We start from the raw sequence: 15,989 nt of genomic DNA, 5'->3' as shown, positions 1-15,989 counted from the left end.
TATGATAAATACTGTAATTATAGACGACGAACAACATTGTGCAGATCGTATTATAAACCTTATTCAACAACAACCACAAACGTTTAATCTACTTTCGGTTATAGACAATATTGAAGAAGCTCTTAATGTTGTGCCGCAACTGCAACCCGATTTAGTATTTCTTGATATTAAAATTCACGATAAAACCGGTTTCGATTTTTTACAGTCAATTAACCCAATTAGCTTTAAAGTAATTTTCACTACGGCTTTTGACAATTTTGCCATTAAAGCCTTTAAATTTAGTGCGTTCGACTATCTTTTAAAACCTATAGACACCGATGATTTTAATGAGGCCATAGAGCGTTTAAAAGCCAATTTAAACACTCAAAACATTGAACATCAACTTCAAAATTTATTTAAAAACCTAAAGCCAGAGCAAAATAAAATTATTACGATTCCTACATTAACTGGATTTGAAACGCTTAAAGTTGAAGATATTATCCATTTAGAAGCAGATACAAGTTACACTCATATTTATTCTAAAGAAAGTAAATTAATGGTATCTAAACCAATTAAATTCTATGAAGATTTATTAACTGAATATGCATTTTTTAAAACACATAAATCACATTTAATAAATATAAATCATGTAAAAAAATACTTTAAAGGAAAGCAAAGTTATGTGTTAATGTCTAATGATCATCATGTACCTGTTTCTGTACGACGGAAGGAAGATTTTTTAAAACACTTCAGTTAATAAGCTCTTCGATATCCTTCTGCTTAATCTCCTTCCTAGCTCTAGGATGCTTCCTTAAAAACTGTAGAGATGCATTAAGCTCATAACCCAATAGTAAAATATTAGAATTTAACCATAAGTAAAGGAGCAAAATTAATAGTGCACCAATAGAACCATAGAGCTCGTTATATTTTGAAAAGTTTTCAATATAAATTCCGAATAGAAACGAGGTTAACATTATTAATAAGGTGGTTAACAATGCACCAACTGAGAAGAACTTAGACGCTCTCCCTTCTTTGGTTCCAAAATAATACAATGTTGCCGTGGCTAAATAGGTCATAATCACAAAGAATAAATACTTTGCAAAAATAATCCACCCTAAACCTTTATCATCTTCAGTAATGGCATGTCCGCTTAATCCTTCATATATAGGCTGAATAATGTAAATTTGAAAATATCCAAATACCGCTACGGTTAGTAAAAGTAAAAACGCTAGTATTAAGGCCACTCCAAGAGCAAACATATATTGCTTAATAACATTTCGGTAAAGTTGTTTGTGATACGACGTTTCAAATCCTGAAAACACTGCATTTACACCATTTGCCATTAAAAACATAGACAATAAAAAGACTGAAGAAATCAATCCACCATTGGTGTTACTACTCATGTCTTTAAAAATACTATCAATTAAAAAATCGGAAGTCTGAGGTGGTAAGATGGAATTTAGAAAATCTAAAAAATCAGCTCGAAAACCCGCTATTGGTACATAAGGTATAACGATTATAACAAATAATAAAAACGGAAAAATTGCGGTAAAAAAACTAAATGCAATAGCACTTGCTCTGGTGGTTAGCGCACCATTGACAATACCCATAATATACAATTCTAACAAATCATAGACAGATAAACCTTCAAATCCTGGTAATTTTATTTGTTTAAAAAAACGTACAAGTACATTTACAACCGGAATCTTATTTAATTTATCTTCTATGGGTTTAGTCATTCTTTAGCTTTTGGTCTTTAGCTTTTTAAAAATTTATATGCGTTTCAAAAAAAAATAGCAACTAGACTTATACCGCTTTTAGGCTTAAATCTTTATTGTAAACTGAATGTGTTAATGCGCCAGAGGAAATATAATCCACACCGCATTCGGCATATTTCCTTAGCGTGTTTTCATTAATGCCACCAGAAGACTCTGTTAAACACTGATCTCCAATTAGCTTCACTGCTTTACGAGTGTCTTCATAATTAAAGTTATCAATAAGGATGCGATAAACACCACCACAATCTAAAATCTCTTTTATTTCATCGAGGTTTCTAGCTTCAACAATAATTTTTAAATCTCTATTGGTTTCTTTTAAATATTGCTTTGTAAGGTTAATAGCTTTAGCAACACCACCAGCAAAATCAATATGATTATCCTTTAGCATTATCATATCGTATAAAGCGAATCTATGATTTTCTCCACCTCCAATTTTCACAGCCCATTTTTCTAAAGCTCTAATACCTGGTGTGGTCTTACGAGTGTCTAAAATTTTAGTTTTAGTACCTTCTAATAAGTCTACAAATTCTCTTGTTTTAGTTGCAATAGCACTCATACGTTGCATAGCATTTAATACTAAACGTTCTGCCTTAAGAATAGATTGTGAAGCACCTTCTACATAAAACACGATGTCACCATGTGTTACTTTTTGTCCATCTTCAATTAAGGTTTCAACTTTTATATCAGCATCAACGTATGCAAAAACCTGCTTAGCGAATTCTACACCTGCAATTATTCCATTATCTTTTACCAATAATTTTGCTTTTCCTTGAGCCGAAGTTGGTATACAGGCTAAAGAACTATGGTCTCCATCACCAACATCTTCTCTGATGGCATTAGAAATTATTAATTCTATTTCTTTATCGAATTGTGCTTGTGAAATCATCTGTGTACATATTTGTTGTAAAAATAGGAATTGAAAGGTAAAAAATATCAAAAAGTAAATGTCAAATTATAAGGAGTCGAACTTTTTGAATGCTTTTAAATCCGTAAATTTGAAATTCAATTAGGCAGATTCTGCCACCTCGAGCGCAGTCGAGAGGTCATTTAACTAGGTCTCGACTGCGCTCGACCAGACATTACAATGCAAATAAAACTCGTAGCCATTGGCAAAACTGACAATAAAAACTTAATTGCCTTAATTGCTGATTATTCTAAACGCCTTGGTCATTACATTAAGTTTGAATTTGATATAATTCCAGATTTAAAAAAGGTTAAAAATTTATCTGAAGCCCAACAAAAGGAAAAAGAAGGTGAATTAATTTTAGCTAAAACCCAAACCTCTGATATTTTAATTCTTTTAGACGAAAATGGTAAACAAATGGATTCCGTAGCCTTTTCTAACTACCTACAGAAACATATGAATTCGGGCATAAAAACTTTAATTTTTGTCATTGGTGGTCCGTATGGTTTTTCAGATAGTGTTTACGCCAGAGCCAATGGAAAACTAGGCTTGTCTAAAATGACATTTTCGCATCAAATGGTACGTTTATTCTTTATAGAACAATTGTACAGAGGGTTTACAATTCTTAGAAATGAGCCCTACCATCATCGCTAAAAACTATAAACCCTCTGGGTATTAAACGTCGAAACGTTTCTTCAATTTAGTGTGTTTTAAATACTTCTTTTCGTTTTTTAAGTTGTCTTGTAAGATCGTTAATTGTTTCGTGCATCGCCATTTCATACGTTTTAGCATTAGAAGTAGCAAATAATCGTGGTCCTGGAAGGCTTAATTCTATATTGCAAATTTTCCCTGTCTCGTGATCCTTCTCGTCGTGTTTATAATATACTTGAGCTGAAATAAGAAATTCGAATTTATTAGCTAATTTTTCTAATTTTTCCTCTGTTAATGCTGAAAGTGTTTCACTTACATCAATGTTTACATATTGAAAATTTACCGTCATAATCTATCTTGTTTTTAATGAATTATTCTTTTCACTAAGATACGAGATTTAGTATATTCTTTGACTGATATAAATCATAAATTGGAGCTAAATTTCACACAGCTATTCAAATCTTTTACCAGCATACTATTCAATTTTCAAACCTAATTGGCTGAATAAAAAGGCATACTTATGTGTGATTTTTTGAGTAAAATCATGGTCGTTTAAAGCTCCACCATGGCCTGTTCCCTCTACCACATAAATTTCATACAAAGACTCTTCACTTCCTTTTTCTTGTAAATTGGCTAAAAACTTATAAGAATGAAATGGAGGTACTCTATCATCATTCTCGCCAACTATAAGTAAAACATTAGGATATTTTACACCTTTCTTTATATTATGTAGTGGAGAATACGACTTAAGATTAACATAATCTAAAGTATCTGTCACCGTACCAAACTCATTGACATTGGTGTTTGCAGAACCCACTGTAAATTGCTCAAATCGCAACATATCATAAGGTCCAGATTCTGCTATTGCCGCTTTAAACAATTCTGGTCTTTGTGTAAGGGCAGCTCCAACTACTAAACCACCATGAGACGTACCATTGATCGCTAATTTTTCACTACTCGTATAATTTTCAGAAATTAAAAACTCAGCAGCTCCTATAAAATCATCTATTGTATTTTGTTTTTTTAACCGTCTTCCATCAAGACTCCAATCGGTTCCATTAGCACCTCCTCCTCTTACATTTGGTACTGCTAAAATACCTCCGTGCAGCAGCCAAAGCGTCGAAGATTCGTCAAAGAAAGGTCTCACCGTAGTCCCATAACCACCATAACCATAAATTAATGTCGGGTTATTACCATCAAGTTTAGTGTCTTTAGCACATGTAATATACATTGGCACTTCTGTACCATCTTTAGAAGTGTATTTTACATACCGAGTTTCTAAACTTTCGGCATCATAAGGAACAGTTAAAACTTGAGCTGGTTTAAAGGTCAAATCTGAGAGTGATAATTGATACCAAAGCTCTGGATGAAAAAATGAAGACACACTAAAATTAGTATGTGTGGCATTATCTTCTTTTTCATAAAGTCCATGTATTTTTTTACCTTCAGGAAAATCAATAGTTCTTAACAACTGTCCTTCCAAGTCAAAAATCATAGCTAAATTTTTTCCTTCATTAGCATACATACATGCCATTTTTCCCTTTCCTAATTTGTTAACTTCTATTAATCTAGAGTCGTACTCAGGGATAAATTCTGATACTTTATTCAGTTGCGTAATATCTGCTTTTAATACACGACCATTTTCAGCTTGCCAATTGGTTTTTAAATACACTGTATCTTCGTGTAACTCCTCTATTTCAACATAAATATTATCCGCATTTGGGTATAATAAAAAATTAGATAAATAAAATGAATTTGGTTTTATAAAAGCTACCGATAATGCTTTAACCGTTTGACCTCTCACAGTATAATAATGCTTAAAAAACACCTTATCTCCTAATTTAAAATAATGAAATGAATTGGTCCCTGTCACATCTGGATTTTGATATAACATAGTATCTTCAGACTGCTTATTCCCTAAGATATGATAAAACAATTTTTGACCTTTCGGTTTATCTAATAATTCTCTACCCTTTTCAGGTCTTTCAAAAGTATTGTAAATTACATCGCGTTTATCCCAAATTAAACCATACCCTCTTAAGTTTTCTAATTTATCTGAAAGCCGTTCACCGGTCAACAAATCGAAAAAATAAACTTCTCTCCAATCACTCCCGTTATGAGAAAATTCAATACCTACTAAATTATATTCCTCGTTAATATACCGATTGGTGATACTGACATTATCATCTTTATCTAATCTGAAATCTTTAAGATTTACTAATTTTTTATAATTCTTATCACCACGTCGTCTAAACATTAAGTCTGAAGCACGTTTTGAAGATGTGCGTACATATTTAAATTGATATTTAGACTTTAAACTATCCGCTTTCTTTTGGTACGTTTTTTTATTCTTAGCCTTTGTTTTATTATACATTGTGGACAATTGCGATCTTAATGTCCACATACTAACATATTTTTTATGCTGTTTATTTGTAAGTTTTTTCTGAGACGCTAACCATTCCGCCAATCTAGGATCATTTGAATTTTCCATCCATTGATAAGGGTCCTCAACGTTATCATTGAAATAAACGTCTACAAATGTATCTTTAGGTGTTTCGGGATAATTAAAGGTTTTCTGTGCATAATTACTAAAAACAACACACGACATTAGGGCAAAAGAAAAAAACAGTTTCATTTATATTATTTTGTTGGTATGCTAATATAAAATAACTGTTTAAGAATGAGAATATAAATAAAACTATATTTTTATTTACGATTTCCAAATTTATAACCCACGGCCAATTTGGCTTTAGTAAGATTTAAGAGGTAATTATTTCCATAATCTAAATCTGTGGAATAAATACCATTATTATAAGTTAAACTCACGTAATACCGATTGAGATTATAACTCAACCCAACAAGAAAATCTAACTTGTATAACATAGGATCCGAAGGTTTAAAACTATCATCTTGTAATTGCACTCTCTTATCTACCAACCCAATGCCAGGCATAACATTTAGTGTTGCTGAGATATTATTAGACAATTTAAAAAAAGAAATAAAGCCTGCTAAGACACCAAAAGATAAACCTTTGTATCTTTTTACATCTGCTTGTTCATTGTAGTAGGGACTTGTAGTTTCAGATAAAATACTTGGGTTTCCTGAGAAATAATCAAAACTTCCAAAAGCTCCTATTCCACCTGTTATAAAAACATTATCATAGTTTTTATTTGCCAAACCGGCTTTTAATACTGAATACGAAAATTCGATATCACTAAAGGTGTATAGATAATTTAATCCTACACTGACAGATCTTATATCACCTCTAAAAACGGTAGGTTCATCAAAATCATTCTTAACATTAAAACCTTTATATACTTGTGTAAAAATCTTAACGTAATTTTTATTCTTCAAAATTGTAGTGCCTTGTAAATCGAAACGACTGGTTTTCTCCTTATTGGGATTTTTAATATTTATCGCAATATCTATGATAATTTTTTTGTTAGCAAAACCAGCTCCTAAACCATATCTATTATTGGGAACAAATTTGGTTTTTGAATCCGAATCCGTAATATTAAATTTATTAACTTTAAAATTCGAAAATATACGAAGCGAATAATTTCTATCATCTCTGTCAACTAATAATGAATCTAAATCTTGCCCATAAAGACTTATACAACCTAAACAACAAATAAATAATAAAAAAGGTTTCCGCATTACAGTAAGATTAAAATGTTTTGTTTTGATAATTGATACTAAATTAGATTGTTACTTTTACAGCAGTAAAATTAAACTAAATAAGCCTATAATATGCAACTTGTTTTCGCAACTAACAACTTAAATAAACTTAAAGAAGTACAAGAAATGTTACCAGCTCACATAAAACTTTTAAGTTTAGCCGATATAAATTGTAATGAAGACATCCCTGAAACCCAATCTACAATTGAAGGTAATGCCATACAAAAAGCCGAATACTTAAAAAAGCATTACGGTTACGATTGCTTTGCGGATGACACAGGGTTAGAAGTTGAAGCCTTAAATGGTGAACCTGGAGTATACTCTGCGCGTTATGCTGGTCCTCAACGAAATGCTGATGACAACACTTATAAATTGCTTACCAAATTAGAAGACAAAACCAACCGTAATGCGCAGTTTAAAACCGTAATCGCACTTCTACTTAATGGCAAACTTCACACCTTTACCGGTATTTGTAAAGGTGATATTACCAAAGAAAAACAAGGTGAAGGTGGTTTTGGTTACGACCCTGTTTTTAAAGCTCAAGGTCATAATAAAACCTTTGCTGAGATTTCTTTAGAAGAAAAAAATAGTATTGGTCATCGTGGTAAAGCCGTAAAACAGCTTGTCGAATTCTTAAAATAACTATATCATAATATTTAATATATAAACATATAAAACACATCTGCGAATATGATACAATTAATATCACTTTTTTAGTTGCTACTTTATAAAATATAAAAAAACCAACCTAAATGGAAATCTAATGTTTAGACATCAAGGAAAAAGTAGAACGTTACAACACAACCTTCGCATCGCTATTATTTTGTCTTTTGTTGCAGGCGTTGTCAATGTTTCAGGGTATTTAGCGTTTAAGCAATTAACCACAAACGTCACCGGACACTTTGCTTTATTTATTGATGATGTAGCGCGTTTTCAATTTTGGAAAGGCACCATTTATTTTCTTTATATTTTTTCGTTCTTATTAGGCTCTTTTTTTTCAAGTTTTCTAATTGAAAAATATAATGAAAACAAACGGCTTAATGTTTTTGCAATACCGACCATAATAGAAAGTTTCATTTTAATTACTATCGGAATCTTAAGTAATTTTGTAAATATCACCTATCCTAATTTAGTGATTTGCACACTACTTTTTGCTATGGGACTTCAAAATTCATTTGTTACTAAAATTTCTAACGCAGTTGTAAGAACAACTCACCTTACTGGTCTCTTTACGGACTTAGGGATCGACATTTCACATTTATTTTTTGCTAAATATAAGCCGCAAAGCAAAACAATACAATCCAATATAAAACTACGGATTTATATCATTTTATTCTTTTTTGCTGGTGGATTGCTTGGTGGATTTCTATATTCTAGAGTGCATTTAGAATTAAACACCTTAATTTTTGGTGCTTTTATCTTATTAATAAGTTTATTTTATGATGATATACGATACAAATTCATAAAAGGTAAAAGAAAATATCATCAAAAAAACCAATACTTAAATACCAAAACAACAACTTAAGTCGTAATAAAATAAAAATTTTTAAAATAATATGCCATTTTTTTGAAACAAACCATACACATGTTTCTTATTTATAATAGGCATATTTATCTAATCCGCAGACTATAGATTGAATATCCAATTAATTGTCGTAGTTTTGCACCTTGCAAAAAAATCTATTTAAGGATTTTGTAAATTCCTCAGAGTGAGGATGTGTTACCTAGAAGTTTTAGTGTTTAGTATGTCGATTCGCTTCTCTTGTAACACCAACAGAACATAATCGAATACATATACTCAAGAATGAGCACATTTCAAGAACTCGGTCTTAATGAAGACCTTTTACGCGCTATTACGGATTTAGGTTTTGAAAAACCAAGTGAAGTACAAGCAAAAGCTATCCCACTTTTATTAGAAAAAGAAGACAAAGACTTAGTGGCTTTAGCACAAACCGGAACAGGAAAAACGGCAGCCTTCGGATTTCCAATGTTACAAAAAATTGATATAGATAGTAGAACCACACAAGGTCTCATCTTATCACCTACTCGAGAACTTTGTCTACAAATTACCAACGAATTAAAAAATTATGGTAAATATTGTAATGGTCTTAATGTTGTAGCCATTTATGGTGGTTCTAGCATTTCAGATCAAGCCAGACAAGTTAAGCGTGGTGCACAAATCATTGTAGCAACACCAGGTCGTATGAAAGATATGATTAGCCGAAGAATGGTTGATATTTCTAAAATACAATACAGTGTTTTAGACGAAGCTGATGAGATGTTAAACATGGGCTTCTATGAAGACATAACAGATATTTTATCTCACACACCAGATGATAAAAGTACATGGTTATTTTCTGCTACGATGCCAAAAGAGGTGTCTACTATTGCAAAGAAATTTATGTACGATCCAACGGAAATTACCGTAGGAAATAAAAATGAAAGTACCAGTAACGTTACACACGAGTACTATTTAGTAAACGCAAGAGACCGTTACCAAGCCTTAAAACGTTTAGCAGACGCTAATCCAGATATTTTCTCTGTAATATTCTGTAGAACAAAAAGAGACACTCAAAAAGTAGCGGAGAATTTAATTGAAGATGGTTATTCTGCAGGAGCTTTACATGGCGATTTAAGTCAGAATCAACGTGATTTAGTAATGAAATCCTTCAGAAATCAGCAAATACAAATGTTGGTTGCAACAGATGTAGCTGCTCGTGGTATTGATGTCGATGATATTACACACGTTATTAATTACCAGTTACCAGACGAAATTGAAACGTATACACACCGCTCTGGCCGTACAGGACGCGCAGGAAAAACTGGTGTATCAATGGTTATTGTTTCTAAAAGTGAAACACGTAAGATAAAAAGTATTGAGCGTATTATTAAGAAGCAGTTTGAGAAAAAAGAGATTCCATCAGGATCTGATATAGTTGAAGTACAGTTAATGTCTTTAGCAAATAAAATTCACACTACTGAAACAAATCATGAAATAGATAAACATCTTGACAGTATTAATGAATTATTTGCTGATACAGACAAGGATGAATTAATCAAAAAATTCTTCTCGGTAGAATTTAATCGTTTCTTTAATTATTACCAAAAATCAAAAGATTTAAGTGTGGTAGATTCTCGTGGAAGTGATAGAGACGGAGGACGCGATTTTGGAAAGCAATCTAACGATTCTCGGTACTTTATTAACGTAGGTCGAAAAGATGGTTTTGATTGGATGAAATTGAAAGATTTCTTAAAAGAACAATTAGAATTGGGTAGAGATGACGTATTTAAAGTAGACGTCAAAGAGAGTTTTTCGTTCTTTAATACTGAGAAAGCCTTACAAGAAAAAGTACTCGCCTTCTTTACTGACTTTAAGCACGATGGTCGTTATGTTAATGTAGAAGTAAGCGATAATAAAGGTGGCAAAGGTCGTGGAGGAAGAAGTCGTGGTGGAAACGATAGAAACTCTGGCGGAAGAAATCGCAGACGTAGTGATAAACCACGTGGAGATAGACGTACAAGCGGAAGACGTTCTGAAGGTGCAGGTTCTGGAAACCGAAGTGACAGACGTTCTAGCGATAGAGGAGACCGAAAGTTTAACGACTCTAGAGGAGATAGACGCCCATCAGAATCTAGTAGCTCTGTATCAGAAAGACCAAGACGTTCTAGACGAAGAGATTAAGCAATAAACCGCTTAATATATAGATTATAAAAATCCAAAACTCGAGCTATATTCTCTGTTTTGGATTTTTTATTTTTAAGCACATTCCTATGCATCAAACCAATTGTCTTTCTTTGTGCGACTCGTAAAAAAGTTAATATTTAGTCAAAAAGAAAAGTCTAATATGGTAAATCCGTTTTCTTTATTACCTTTACCTCGTAACATTTGTACATGCGATATCTATTTTTACTTATTATATGTTTAACTACAGTTAACAGCTATAGCCAAGACAGTACTGCAACCAAAACAGCTACCAAAGTGAAGGGAACTTTAGTAAGTTCTTCAACAGACCTCCCTTTAACTGAAGCTAATATTGTAAATATTAATGAAGTTGTAGGTACAGCAACAGATGATAAAGGTGTGTTTGAAATAAGAGCTAAGGTTAATGATACACTACATTTATCTTACTTGGGTTATAAATCTATTAAAGTAAGAGTAACTAACGACTGGTTAAAGTTTGGTAATACAGAAATTAAAATGACCGAATCTGCTTTAGCCTTAGAAGAAGTCACCGTAAAACAACTAGAATTAACCGGTTACCTAGAAGTGGATATGAACCAAGTTCCTATTACATCTAATAACCGTTACCGTATTTCTGGCTTACCAGGACAAGGTTATGAAGCAGGAAAACCCAATCTTGCTACACGCGTACTTGGAGCTATTTTTAACCCTGCAGATTTCTTGTACAACATGTTTGGCAGAAAGCCTAACGAAATGCATAAGCTTAAAAAAATGAAGGAAGATGACGAGATTAGAAGTCAGTTATCTAAACGTTTTGATAGAGAGATGCTCTTGGTGCTGTTACAAGTTACTAAATACGATTTAGACGAGTTAGTTAACCAGTGTAATTACTCTAAAGATTTTATTAATACTGCTAATGATCTTCAAATTTTAGATGCATAAGCGTCTGTTATGAAGAATATAAAGTCATAAAGAACAGTAAAGAAAGAAAAAATCGCAAGAATAAGTCTTAATCACTAGGCATCAGAATGTAATGCTATTTTATTACCTTCAGTATCTATAAACATGCCCATAAAGCCATTATTTTCGGAAATTTCGGTTTTTTCTAAACCTATTTTACCACCTGCAGCCTCTACTCTATCTAATTCAATCTGAACATCTTTAGAGATAAAATAAATTAAAGTTCCTTCTTTACTTGGAACATAAGAATTCTGCTTTATCAGTGCACCCGAAGCACCATAAGCTCCGTCGTTATCAGGAAACCATCCCATTTTTAATCCATCAAATTCAACATCCTTTATTTTAACATTAAAAACAGTTTCATAAAATGTTCTTGCGCGTTCCATATCGTTTACAGGAATTTCAAACCAACCTACCATAAATTATTTTTTTAGTTAGCTAAATTTACAAAAATTATGCTTTCGAATTATAACGCACAACTATTGCATCATAATCTTTTATTGTTTTTTTAATCCAATCAAAACGTTTGTCTATAATTTCTTCTTCTGTTAATTGCCACTTAATATCTGATTTTCGTAATCGTGCTGTAACGTGCTGAAGAATAATCGCTGCAGATACAGATATATTTAAGCTTTCGGTAAACCCAAACATCGGAATTTTTAAGAAACAATCGGCTTCCTCTAAGACTTGCTGGGATAACCCTTGAGATTCTCTTCCAAAAAAGAAACAAGACTTTTTAGTAATATCAAAATCTATCAACTCACAATCATCAATATGAGGTGTGGTTGCTACAATTTGATAGCCTTGAGACTTAATATCACTTATACAATCTCCTATACTGTGATATCGATTTAAATCTACCCACTTTTGAGCTCCCATAGCAATTTCTCTGTCTATACTTTTTGAGTTGACTTCTTCTACTATATTTAATTCTTGAATACCAAAAACATCACAAGTTCGCATCACTGCACTAGTGTTATGCAATTGATACACGTCTTCTGTAGCCACTGCAAAATGCTTCGTTCGGTTGGGTAAAATTGCTTTAAATCGATCTATACGACTTGATGTTACAAATGTTTCTAAGTATTCTAAAAGTTCTAAGTCTTGCATAGGTCAAAAATACTAAAAATAGACCTGAAAATATTCTCAAAATTATAGTAACGGTACATCTATTAATCTAAATTTGGTTATTTTTAATTTATGAAAAAACACATCGTCATATTAACAGGAGCAGGCATCAGCGCTGAAAGTGGTATTAAAACATTTAGAGATGCTGATGGTTTATGGGAAGGCCATGATGTTATGGAAGTTGCCACTCCTGAAGGTTTTGAGCGCAATCCGGAATTGGTTTTAGATTTTTATAATCAAAGAAGAAAACAATTAAACGATGTTGAGCCCAACCAAGCCCATAAAGATTTAGCCGCTTTAGAGCAAGATTATAACGTAACCATAATCACCCAGAATGTAGACGATTTGCATGAGCGTGCTGGGAGTAGTAATGTTATTCATCTACATGGAGAACTACGAAAAATACGAAGCTCAAAGGATGAAACGGATATAAAACTATGGACAGAAGATTTGCGTTTAGGCGATCTTTGTGAAAAGGGATACCAATTGCGTCCACATATCGTTTGGTTTGGCGAAGCAGTGCCAATGATCGACCAGGCTATGGCTGTTTGTAAACAAGCAGACATTCTAGTAATTATAGGTACAAGTTTGCAAGTGTATCCAGCTGCAGGATTAATGGATTTTGCACCTGCTGATACTCCGATTTTTTATATTGATCCCAAACCTGCTATAGGAAGTGGCGGACAAATTAAGGTAATTCCAAAATCTGCTACAGAAGGAACTGTAGACTTATTAAATATACTTCATAAAAACGGATAATCACTCGCAATCTTTCAACTTACAAACAACACTTAAAAGCTAATCGAAAAAATCGAAACCCATATTGTTCCTAAAACTATAACTACTATCCGTCTTCAAGAGTATGGTGTTGGATTATTTAAAGCTTATCCTACAAAATCTTCTTTTAAAAAAGCTTTAAAAAAAAATTACATTTCTGTTAATGGTGTTATTGCCACTTCAGCAACATTTATTAACGGTGGAGAAACGATTAGATTAAGCATTCCTGAAGAGACAAGCATTAAAAAGCAATTAAACTTTAAACTCACTGTACTCTTTGAAGATGATTATTTAGCTGTAATACACAAACCTGCTGGTATTTTAGTAAGCGGCAATCATTTTAAAACAATTGCTAATGCACTTGTTCAGAATATTAAACAAAGTACGCTATCAGATGCAGCAAAACCACAACCAGTACATCGCTTAGATTATGCGACTACAGGAGTTTTATTAGTAGGAAAAACAAACGATAGTATTAGAAAATTAAATAAACAATTTGAACAAAAAAACATCGAAAAAATCTACTATGCAGTCACCATTGGTCATATGAATAACGAAGGTATAATTTCGTCTGATATTGATAACAAACAATCGCAATCAAAATATAAAGTTATAAAAACCGTTTCGTCAGAAAGATTCAACAAACTAAATTTAGTACAATTAGAACCTTTAACAGGACGACGGCATCAATTACGAATTCATTTATCAGAATTTGGTCATCCTATTTTAGGAGATAAAGATTATGGAATTGACCATTTAATATTAAAAGGTAAAGGTTTGTATTTACATGCTTATGCTTTAAAATTTAAGCATCCCTATACTAATGAAACTATCTATATTAAGAGTAAATTTCCTCAACGGTTTAGTAAGATATTTGGCAATATATAGTGTATTAGGTTTCTTAACAGTAACCCTCTACAACTGTATTTCTAATAATTAGTGGCGTCTATTTTTAATAGAGGCAAACTACTTAAACTTTACAACATATGGTTTATAAAAAAATAGCATATGTTAAGACACTCCATTAATCATCATTACTTAATTTAAAAAAATCATTTACCGGTTTATTAAACACATCAGAAAGCTTTAAAGCTAAAACCGTTGAAGGTACATAGCGATTAGCTTCAATAGAATTAATGGTCTGACGAGAAACACCTATTCGTTTCGCTAAATCATCTTGAGTAAGATTTAAGATAGCACGTTCTACCTTTATAGTATTTTCCATTATCTGTAACGTTTTAAGTTATGATAAAACATCAGTTGAACCATTAACATAAATAATAATACCTGAAAATCACCTAAATTTTTAAAGGATTCTCCTCCTGAATTTATAACATTAGAAACACCAAACTCAACATAAGGCATAACTAGCGCGTAAATAACACCAACGACAAAGGCTATAGCGTAAGATTGTGCTCTCAAAGCAATAGTCATTTCGTCTTCAAGTTTATCTTTAGACAAGGACATTATTAACATACCAACCAAAAGGAATTTCTGTAATACTAATTTTAATCCCTCTGTATCTCCATCCATTGCAAAAGCACGAATAAACATCATCACAATTGATAGTAATACTACAGCAATCCCAATAATCATAAACTGAGATGGTAGTCTAAAATTAATGAGTTTATAAAACGTATTCCTTTCGCATTCCATAAGTTTATCTATTTTCATAATTGACAAGTTTACTTTAAATTAAGTAAAATTATTTTTACCATATGACAAATATACTTTACATTTTAATATTAAGCAAACGTTTATGAATAAATGTAATATGATGGTAACCGAAAATAAATAAATTCCTTTTAAATTATGAAAACCCATAAATCAATCGTACATTTGCGATAAGAGATATGAAAAGAACTTTAGAAACTATAGCATATAAAGAAAATACAGAAGCCTTAGCAAAGTTTGCTAAAGCTTTAGGACACCCAACACGAATCGCTATTTTGAAACACTTACAAAGTCAATCGTGTTGCTTTACTGGAGATTTGGTTGATGTATTTCCATTAGCACAATCTACAGTGTCTCAACATTTAAAGGAATTAAAGAACGCGGGTTTAATTCAAGGTGAATTAAAATCGCCTAAAATAAAATACTGTATTAATCAAGAGAATTGGAAAATTGCCAAATCCTTGTTTCAAGATTTTTTTGATTGATATTTTTTTTAATAACCATATCGTCTATTGGCGATAAACAAATACTAGCATTATGAGTAAAGTAATTAAAATATTAGGAACAGGTTGTCCAAAGTGTAAATCAATGACCAGCGTCGTAAGCGATGTCGTATCAGAAAACAATATTGAGGCCACCATTGAAAAAGTTGAAGATATTATGGAAATCATGAAATTCAATGTCATGTCCACACCTGCTTTAGTCATCGATGATGTGATTACTATTAAAGGTCGAGTACCTTCAAAAGCTGAAGTATTGGCACTGTTAAATTAAAATG

General features: G+C 32.1%; 19 protein-coding genes. 10 read left to right on the top strand and 9 right to left on the bottom strand.

All coding sequences use genetic code 11. The features are described from left to right. Window position 1: 1 nt before the first annotated feature. Entirely contained in the window at window positions 2-736 is a 735-nt protein-coding gene (locus tag C8N41_RS08495; protein ID WP_170137104.1) for a LytR/AlgR family response regulator transcription factor, read from the top strand. Here the strand turns inward: C8N41_RS08495 and C8N41_RS08490 are convergent. Together C8N41_RS08490 and nadC are read right to left on the bottom strand one after the other, a co-directional pair. After that, on the bottom strand, window positions 729-1,718 hold the full coding sequence (locus C8N41_RS08490) for a YihY/virulence factor BrkB family protein (protein WP_092443871.1): 990 nt from the start codon (window positions 1,716-1,718) through the stop codon (window positions 729-731). The two genes, C8N41_RS08495 and C8N41_RS08490, sit on opposite strands and share 8 nt — an antisense overlap. Window positions 1,719-1,785: 67 nt before the next feature. Further along, window positions 1,786-2,643, bottom strand: coding sequence for a carboxylating nicotinate-nucleotide diphosphorylase (gene nadC, locus C8N41_RS08485; RefSeq protein ID WP_092443873.1), 858 nt, complete (start codon window positions 2,641-2,643; stop codon window positions 1,786-1,788). Window positions 2,644-2,841: 198 nt separating this feature from the next. Between nadC and rlmH the strand changes: the two genes are divergently transcribed. Next, complete coding sequence (gene rlmH, locus C8N41_RS08480; RefSeq protein WP_115838954.1) at window positions 2,842-3,315, top strand: 23S rRNA (pseudouridine(1915)-N(3))-methyltransferase RlmH; 474 nt, start codon at window positions 2,842-2,844, stop codon at window positions 3,313-3,315. Window positions 3,316-3,361: 46 nt separating this feature from the next. On the opposite strand, the gene C8N41_RS08475 is transcribed toward rlmH, so the two are convergent. The 3 genes from C8N41_RS08475 to C8N41_RS08465 all read right to left on the bottom strand — a co-directional run bounded on the left by C8N41_RS08475 (window position 3,362) and on the right by C8N41_RS08465 (window position 6,969). Next, the gene (locus C8N41_RS08475; RefSeq protein ID WP_092443876.1) at window positions 3,362-3,661 is read right to left on the bottom strand and encodes an HPF/RaiA family ribosome-associated protein; all 300 of its coding nucleotides are present in this window, start codon (window positions 3,659-3,661) and stop codon (window positions 3,362-3,364) included. Window positions 3,662-3,787: 126 nt separating this feature from the next. After that, window positions 3,788-5,947 carry a prolyl oligopeptidase family serine peptidase gene (locus tag C8N41_RS08470; protein WP_092443879.1) on the bottom strand — a complete coding sequence of 720 codons (2,160 nt, stop codon included), beginning with the start codon at window positions 5,945-5,947 and terminating at the stop codon, window positions 3,788-3,790. A 71-nt stretch (window positions 5,948-6,018) separates the two neighbouring features. Then, window positions 6,019-6,969 carry a DUF4421 family protein gene (locus tag C8N41_RS08465; protein ID WP_115838953.1) on the bottom strand — a complete coding sequence of 317 codons (951 nt, stop codon included), beginning with the start codon at window positions 6,967-6,969 and terminating at the stop codon, window positions 6,019-6,021. Between the two features lie 93 nt (window positions 6,970-7,062). On the opposite strand from C8N41_RS08465, the gene C8N41_RS08460 reads away from it, so the two are divergent. The 4 genes from C8N41_RS08460 to C8N41_RS08445 all read left to right on the top strand — a co-directional run bounded on the left by C8N41_RS08460 (window position 7,063) and on the right by C8N41_RS08445 (window position 11,614). Beyond that, entirely contained in the window at window positions 7,063-7,632 is a 570-nt protein-coding gene (locus tag C8N41_RS08460; protein WP_115838952.1) for a non-canonical purine NTP diphosphatase, read from the top strand. A 121-nt stretch (window positions 7,633-7,753) separates the two neighbouring features. Further along, window positions 7,754-8,515 (top strand): YoaK family protein, encoded by a 762-nt coding sequence (locus C8N41_RS08455; RefSeq protein WP_092443885.1) that lies wholly within the window; start codon window positions 7,754-7,756, stop codon window positions 8,513-8,515. A gap of 279 nt (window positions 8,516-8,794) precedes the next feature. Further along, window positions 8,795-10,672: a DEAD/DEAH box helicase gene (locus tag C8N41_RS08450; RefSeq protein WP_092443887.1), complete on the top strand. Its 1,878-nt coding sequence runs from the start codon at window positions 8,795-8,797 to the stop codon at window positions 10,670-10,672. A 210-nt stretch (window positions 10,673-10,882) separates the two neighbouring features. Beyond that, window positions 10,883-11,614, top strand: coding sequence for a carboxypeptidase-like regulatory domain-containing protein (locus C8N41_RS08445; protein ID WP_317124575.1), 732 nt, complete (start codon window positions 10,883-10,885; stop codon window positions 11,612-11,614). 74 nt (window positions 11,615-11,688) lie between these two features. On the opposite strand, the gene C8N41_RS08440 is transcribed toward C8N41_RS08445, so the two are convergent. Both C8N41_RS08440 and C8N41_RS08435 read right to left on the bottom strand, forming a co-directional pair. After that, a complete protein-coding gene (locus C8N41_RS08440; RefSeq protein WP_115838951.1) occupies window positions 11,689-12,051 on the bottom strand; it encodes a VOC family protein in 363 nt (120 codons plus the stop codon). A 34-nt stretch (window positions 12,052-12,085) separates the two neighbouring features. Further along, complete coding sequence (locus C8N41_RS08435; RefSeq protein WP_115838950.1) at window positions 12,086-12,742, bottom strand: TrmH family RNA methyltransferase; 657 nt, start codon at window positions 12,740-12,742, stop codon at window positions 12,086-12,088. Window positions 12,743-12,832: 90 nt separating this feature from the next. Between C8N41_RS08435 and C8N41_RS08430 the strand changes: the two genes are divergently transcribed. Together C8N41_RS08430 and C8N41_RS08425 are read left to right on the top strand one after the other, a co-directional pair. Further along, window positions 12,833-13,519, top strand: coding sequence for an SIR2 family NAD-dependent protein deacylase (locus C8N41_RS08430; RefSeq protein WP_115838949.1), 687 nt, complete (start codon window positions 12,833-12,835; stop codon window positions 13,517-13,519). Window positions 13,520-13,561: 42 nt separating this feature from the next. Beyond that, entirely contained in the window at window positions 13,562-14,425 is an 864-nt protein-coding gene (locus C8N41_RS08425; RefSeq protein WP_115838948.1) for an RluA family pseudouridine synthase, read from the top strand. 136 nt (window positions 14,426-14,561) lie between these two features. Here C8N41_RS08425 and C8N41_RS08420 read toward each other — a convergent pair whose 3' ends face one another. Continuing rightward, window positions 14,562-14,762 carry a helix-turn-helix transcriptional regulator gene (locus C8N41_RS08420; RefSeq protein WP_115838947.1) on the bottom strand — a complete coding sequence of 67 codons (201 nt, stop codon included), beginning with the start codon at window positions 14,760-14,762 and terminating at the stop codon, window positions 14,562-14,564. Further along, window positions 14,762-15,211: a hypothetical protein gene (locus C8N41_RS08415; RefSeq protein ID WP_147298945.1), complete on the bottom strand. Its 450-nt coding sequence runs from the start codon at window positions 15,209-15,211 to the stop codon at window positions 14,762-14,764. The genes C8N41_RS08420 and C8N41_RS08415 overlap by 1 nt, the downstream gene beginning before the upstream one ends. A gap of 179 nt (window positions 15,212-15,390) precedes the next feature. Between C8N41_RS08415 and C8N41_RS08410 the strand changes: the two genes are divergently transcribed. Beyond that, a complete protein-coding gene (locus C8N41_RS08410; RefSeq protein ID WP_115838945.1) occupies window positions 15,391-15,696 on the top strand; it encodes an ArsR/SmtB family transcription factor in 306 nt (101 codons plus the stop codon). 52 nt (window positions 15,697-15,748) lie between these two features. Further along, window positions 15,749-15,985, top strand: a complete 237-nt coding sequence (locus C8N41_RS08405; protein ID WP_092443904.1) for a thioredoxin family protein — start codon at window positions 15,749-15,751, stop codon at window positions 15,983-15,985. Window positions 15,986-15,989 lie beyond the last annotated feature (4 nt).

It is taken from the genome of Winogradskyella sediminis, assembly GCF_003387355.1.
GTDB lineage: Bacteria > Bacteroidota > Bacteroidia > Flavobacteriales > Flavobacteriaceae > Winogradskyella > Winogradskyella sediminis.
This window is presented reverse-complemented; position numbering and strand designations above follow the sequence as displayed.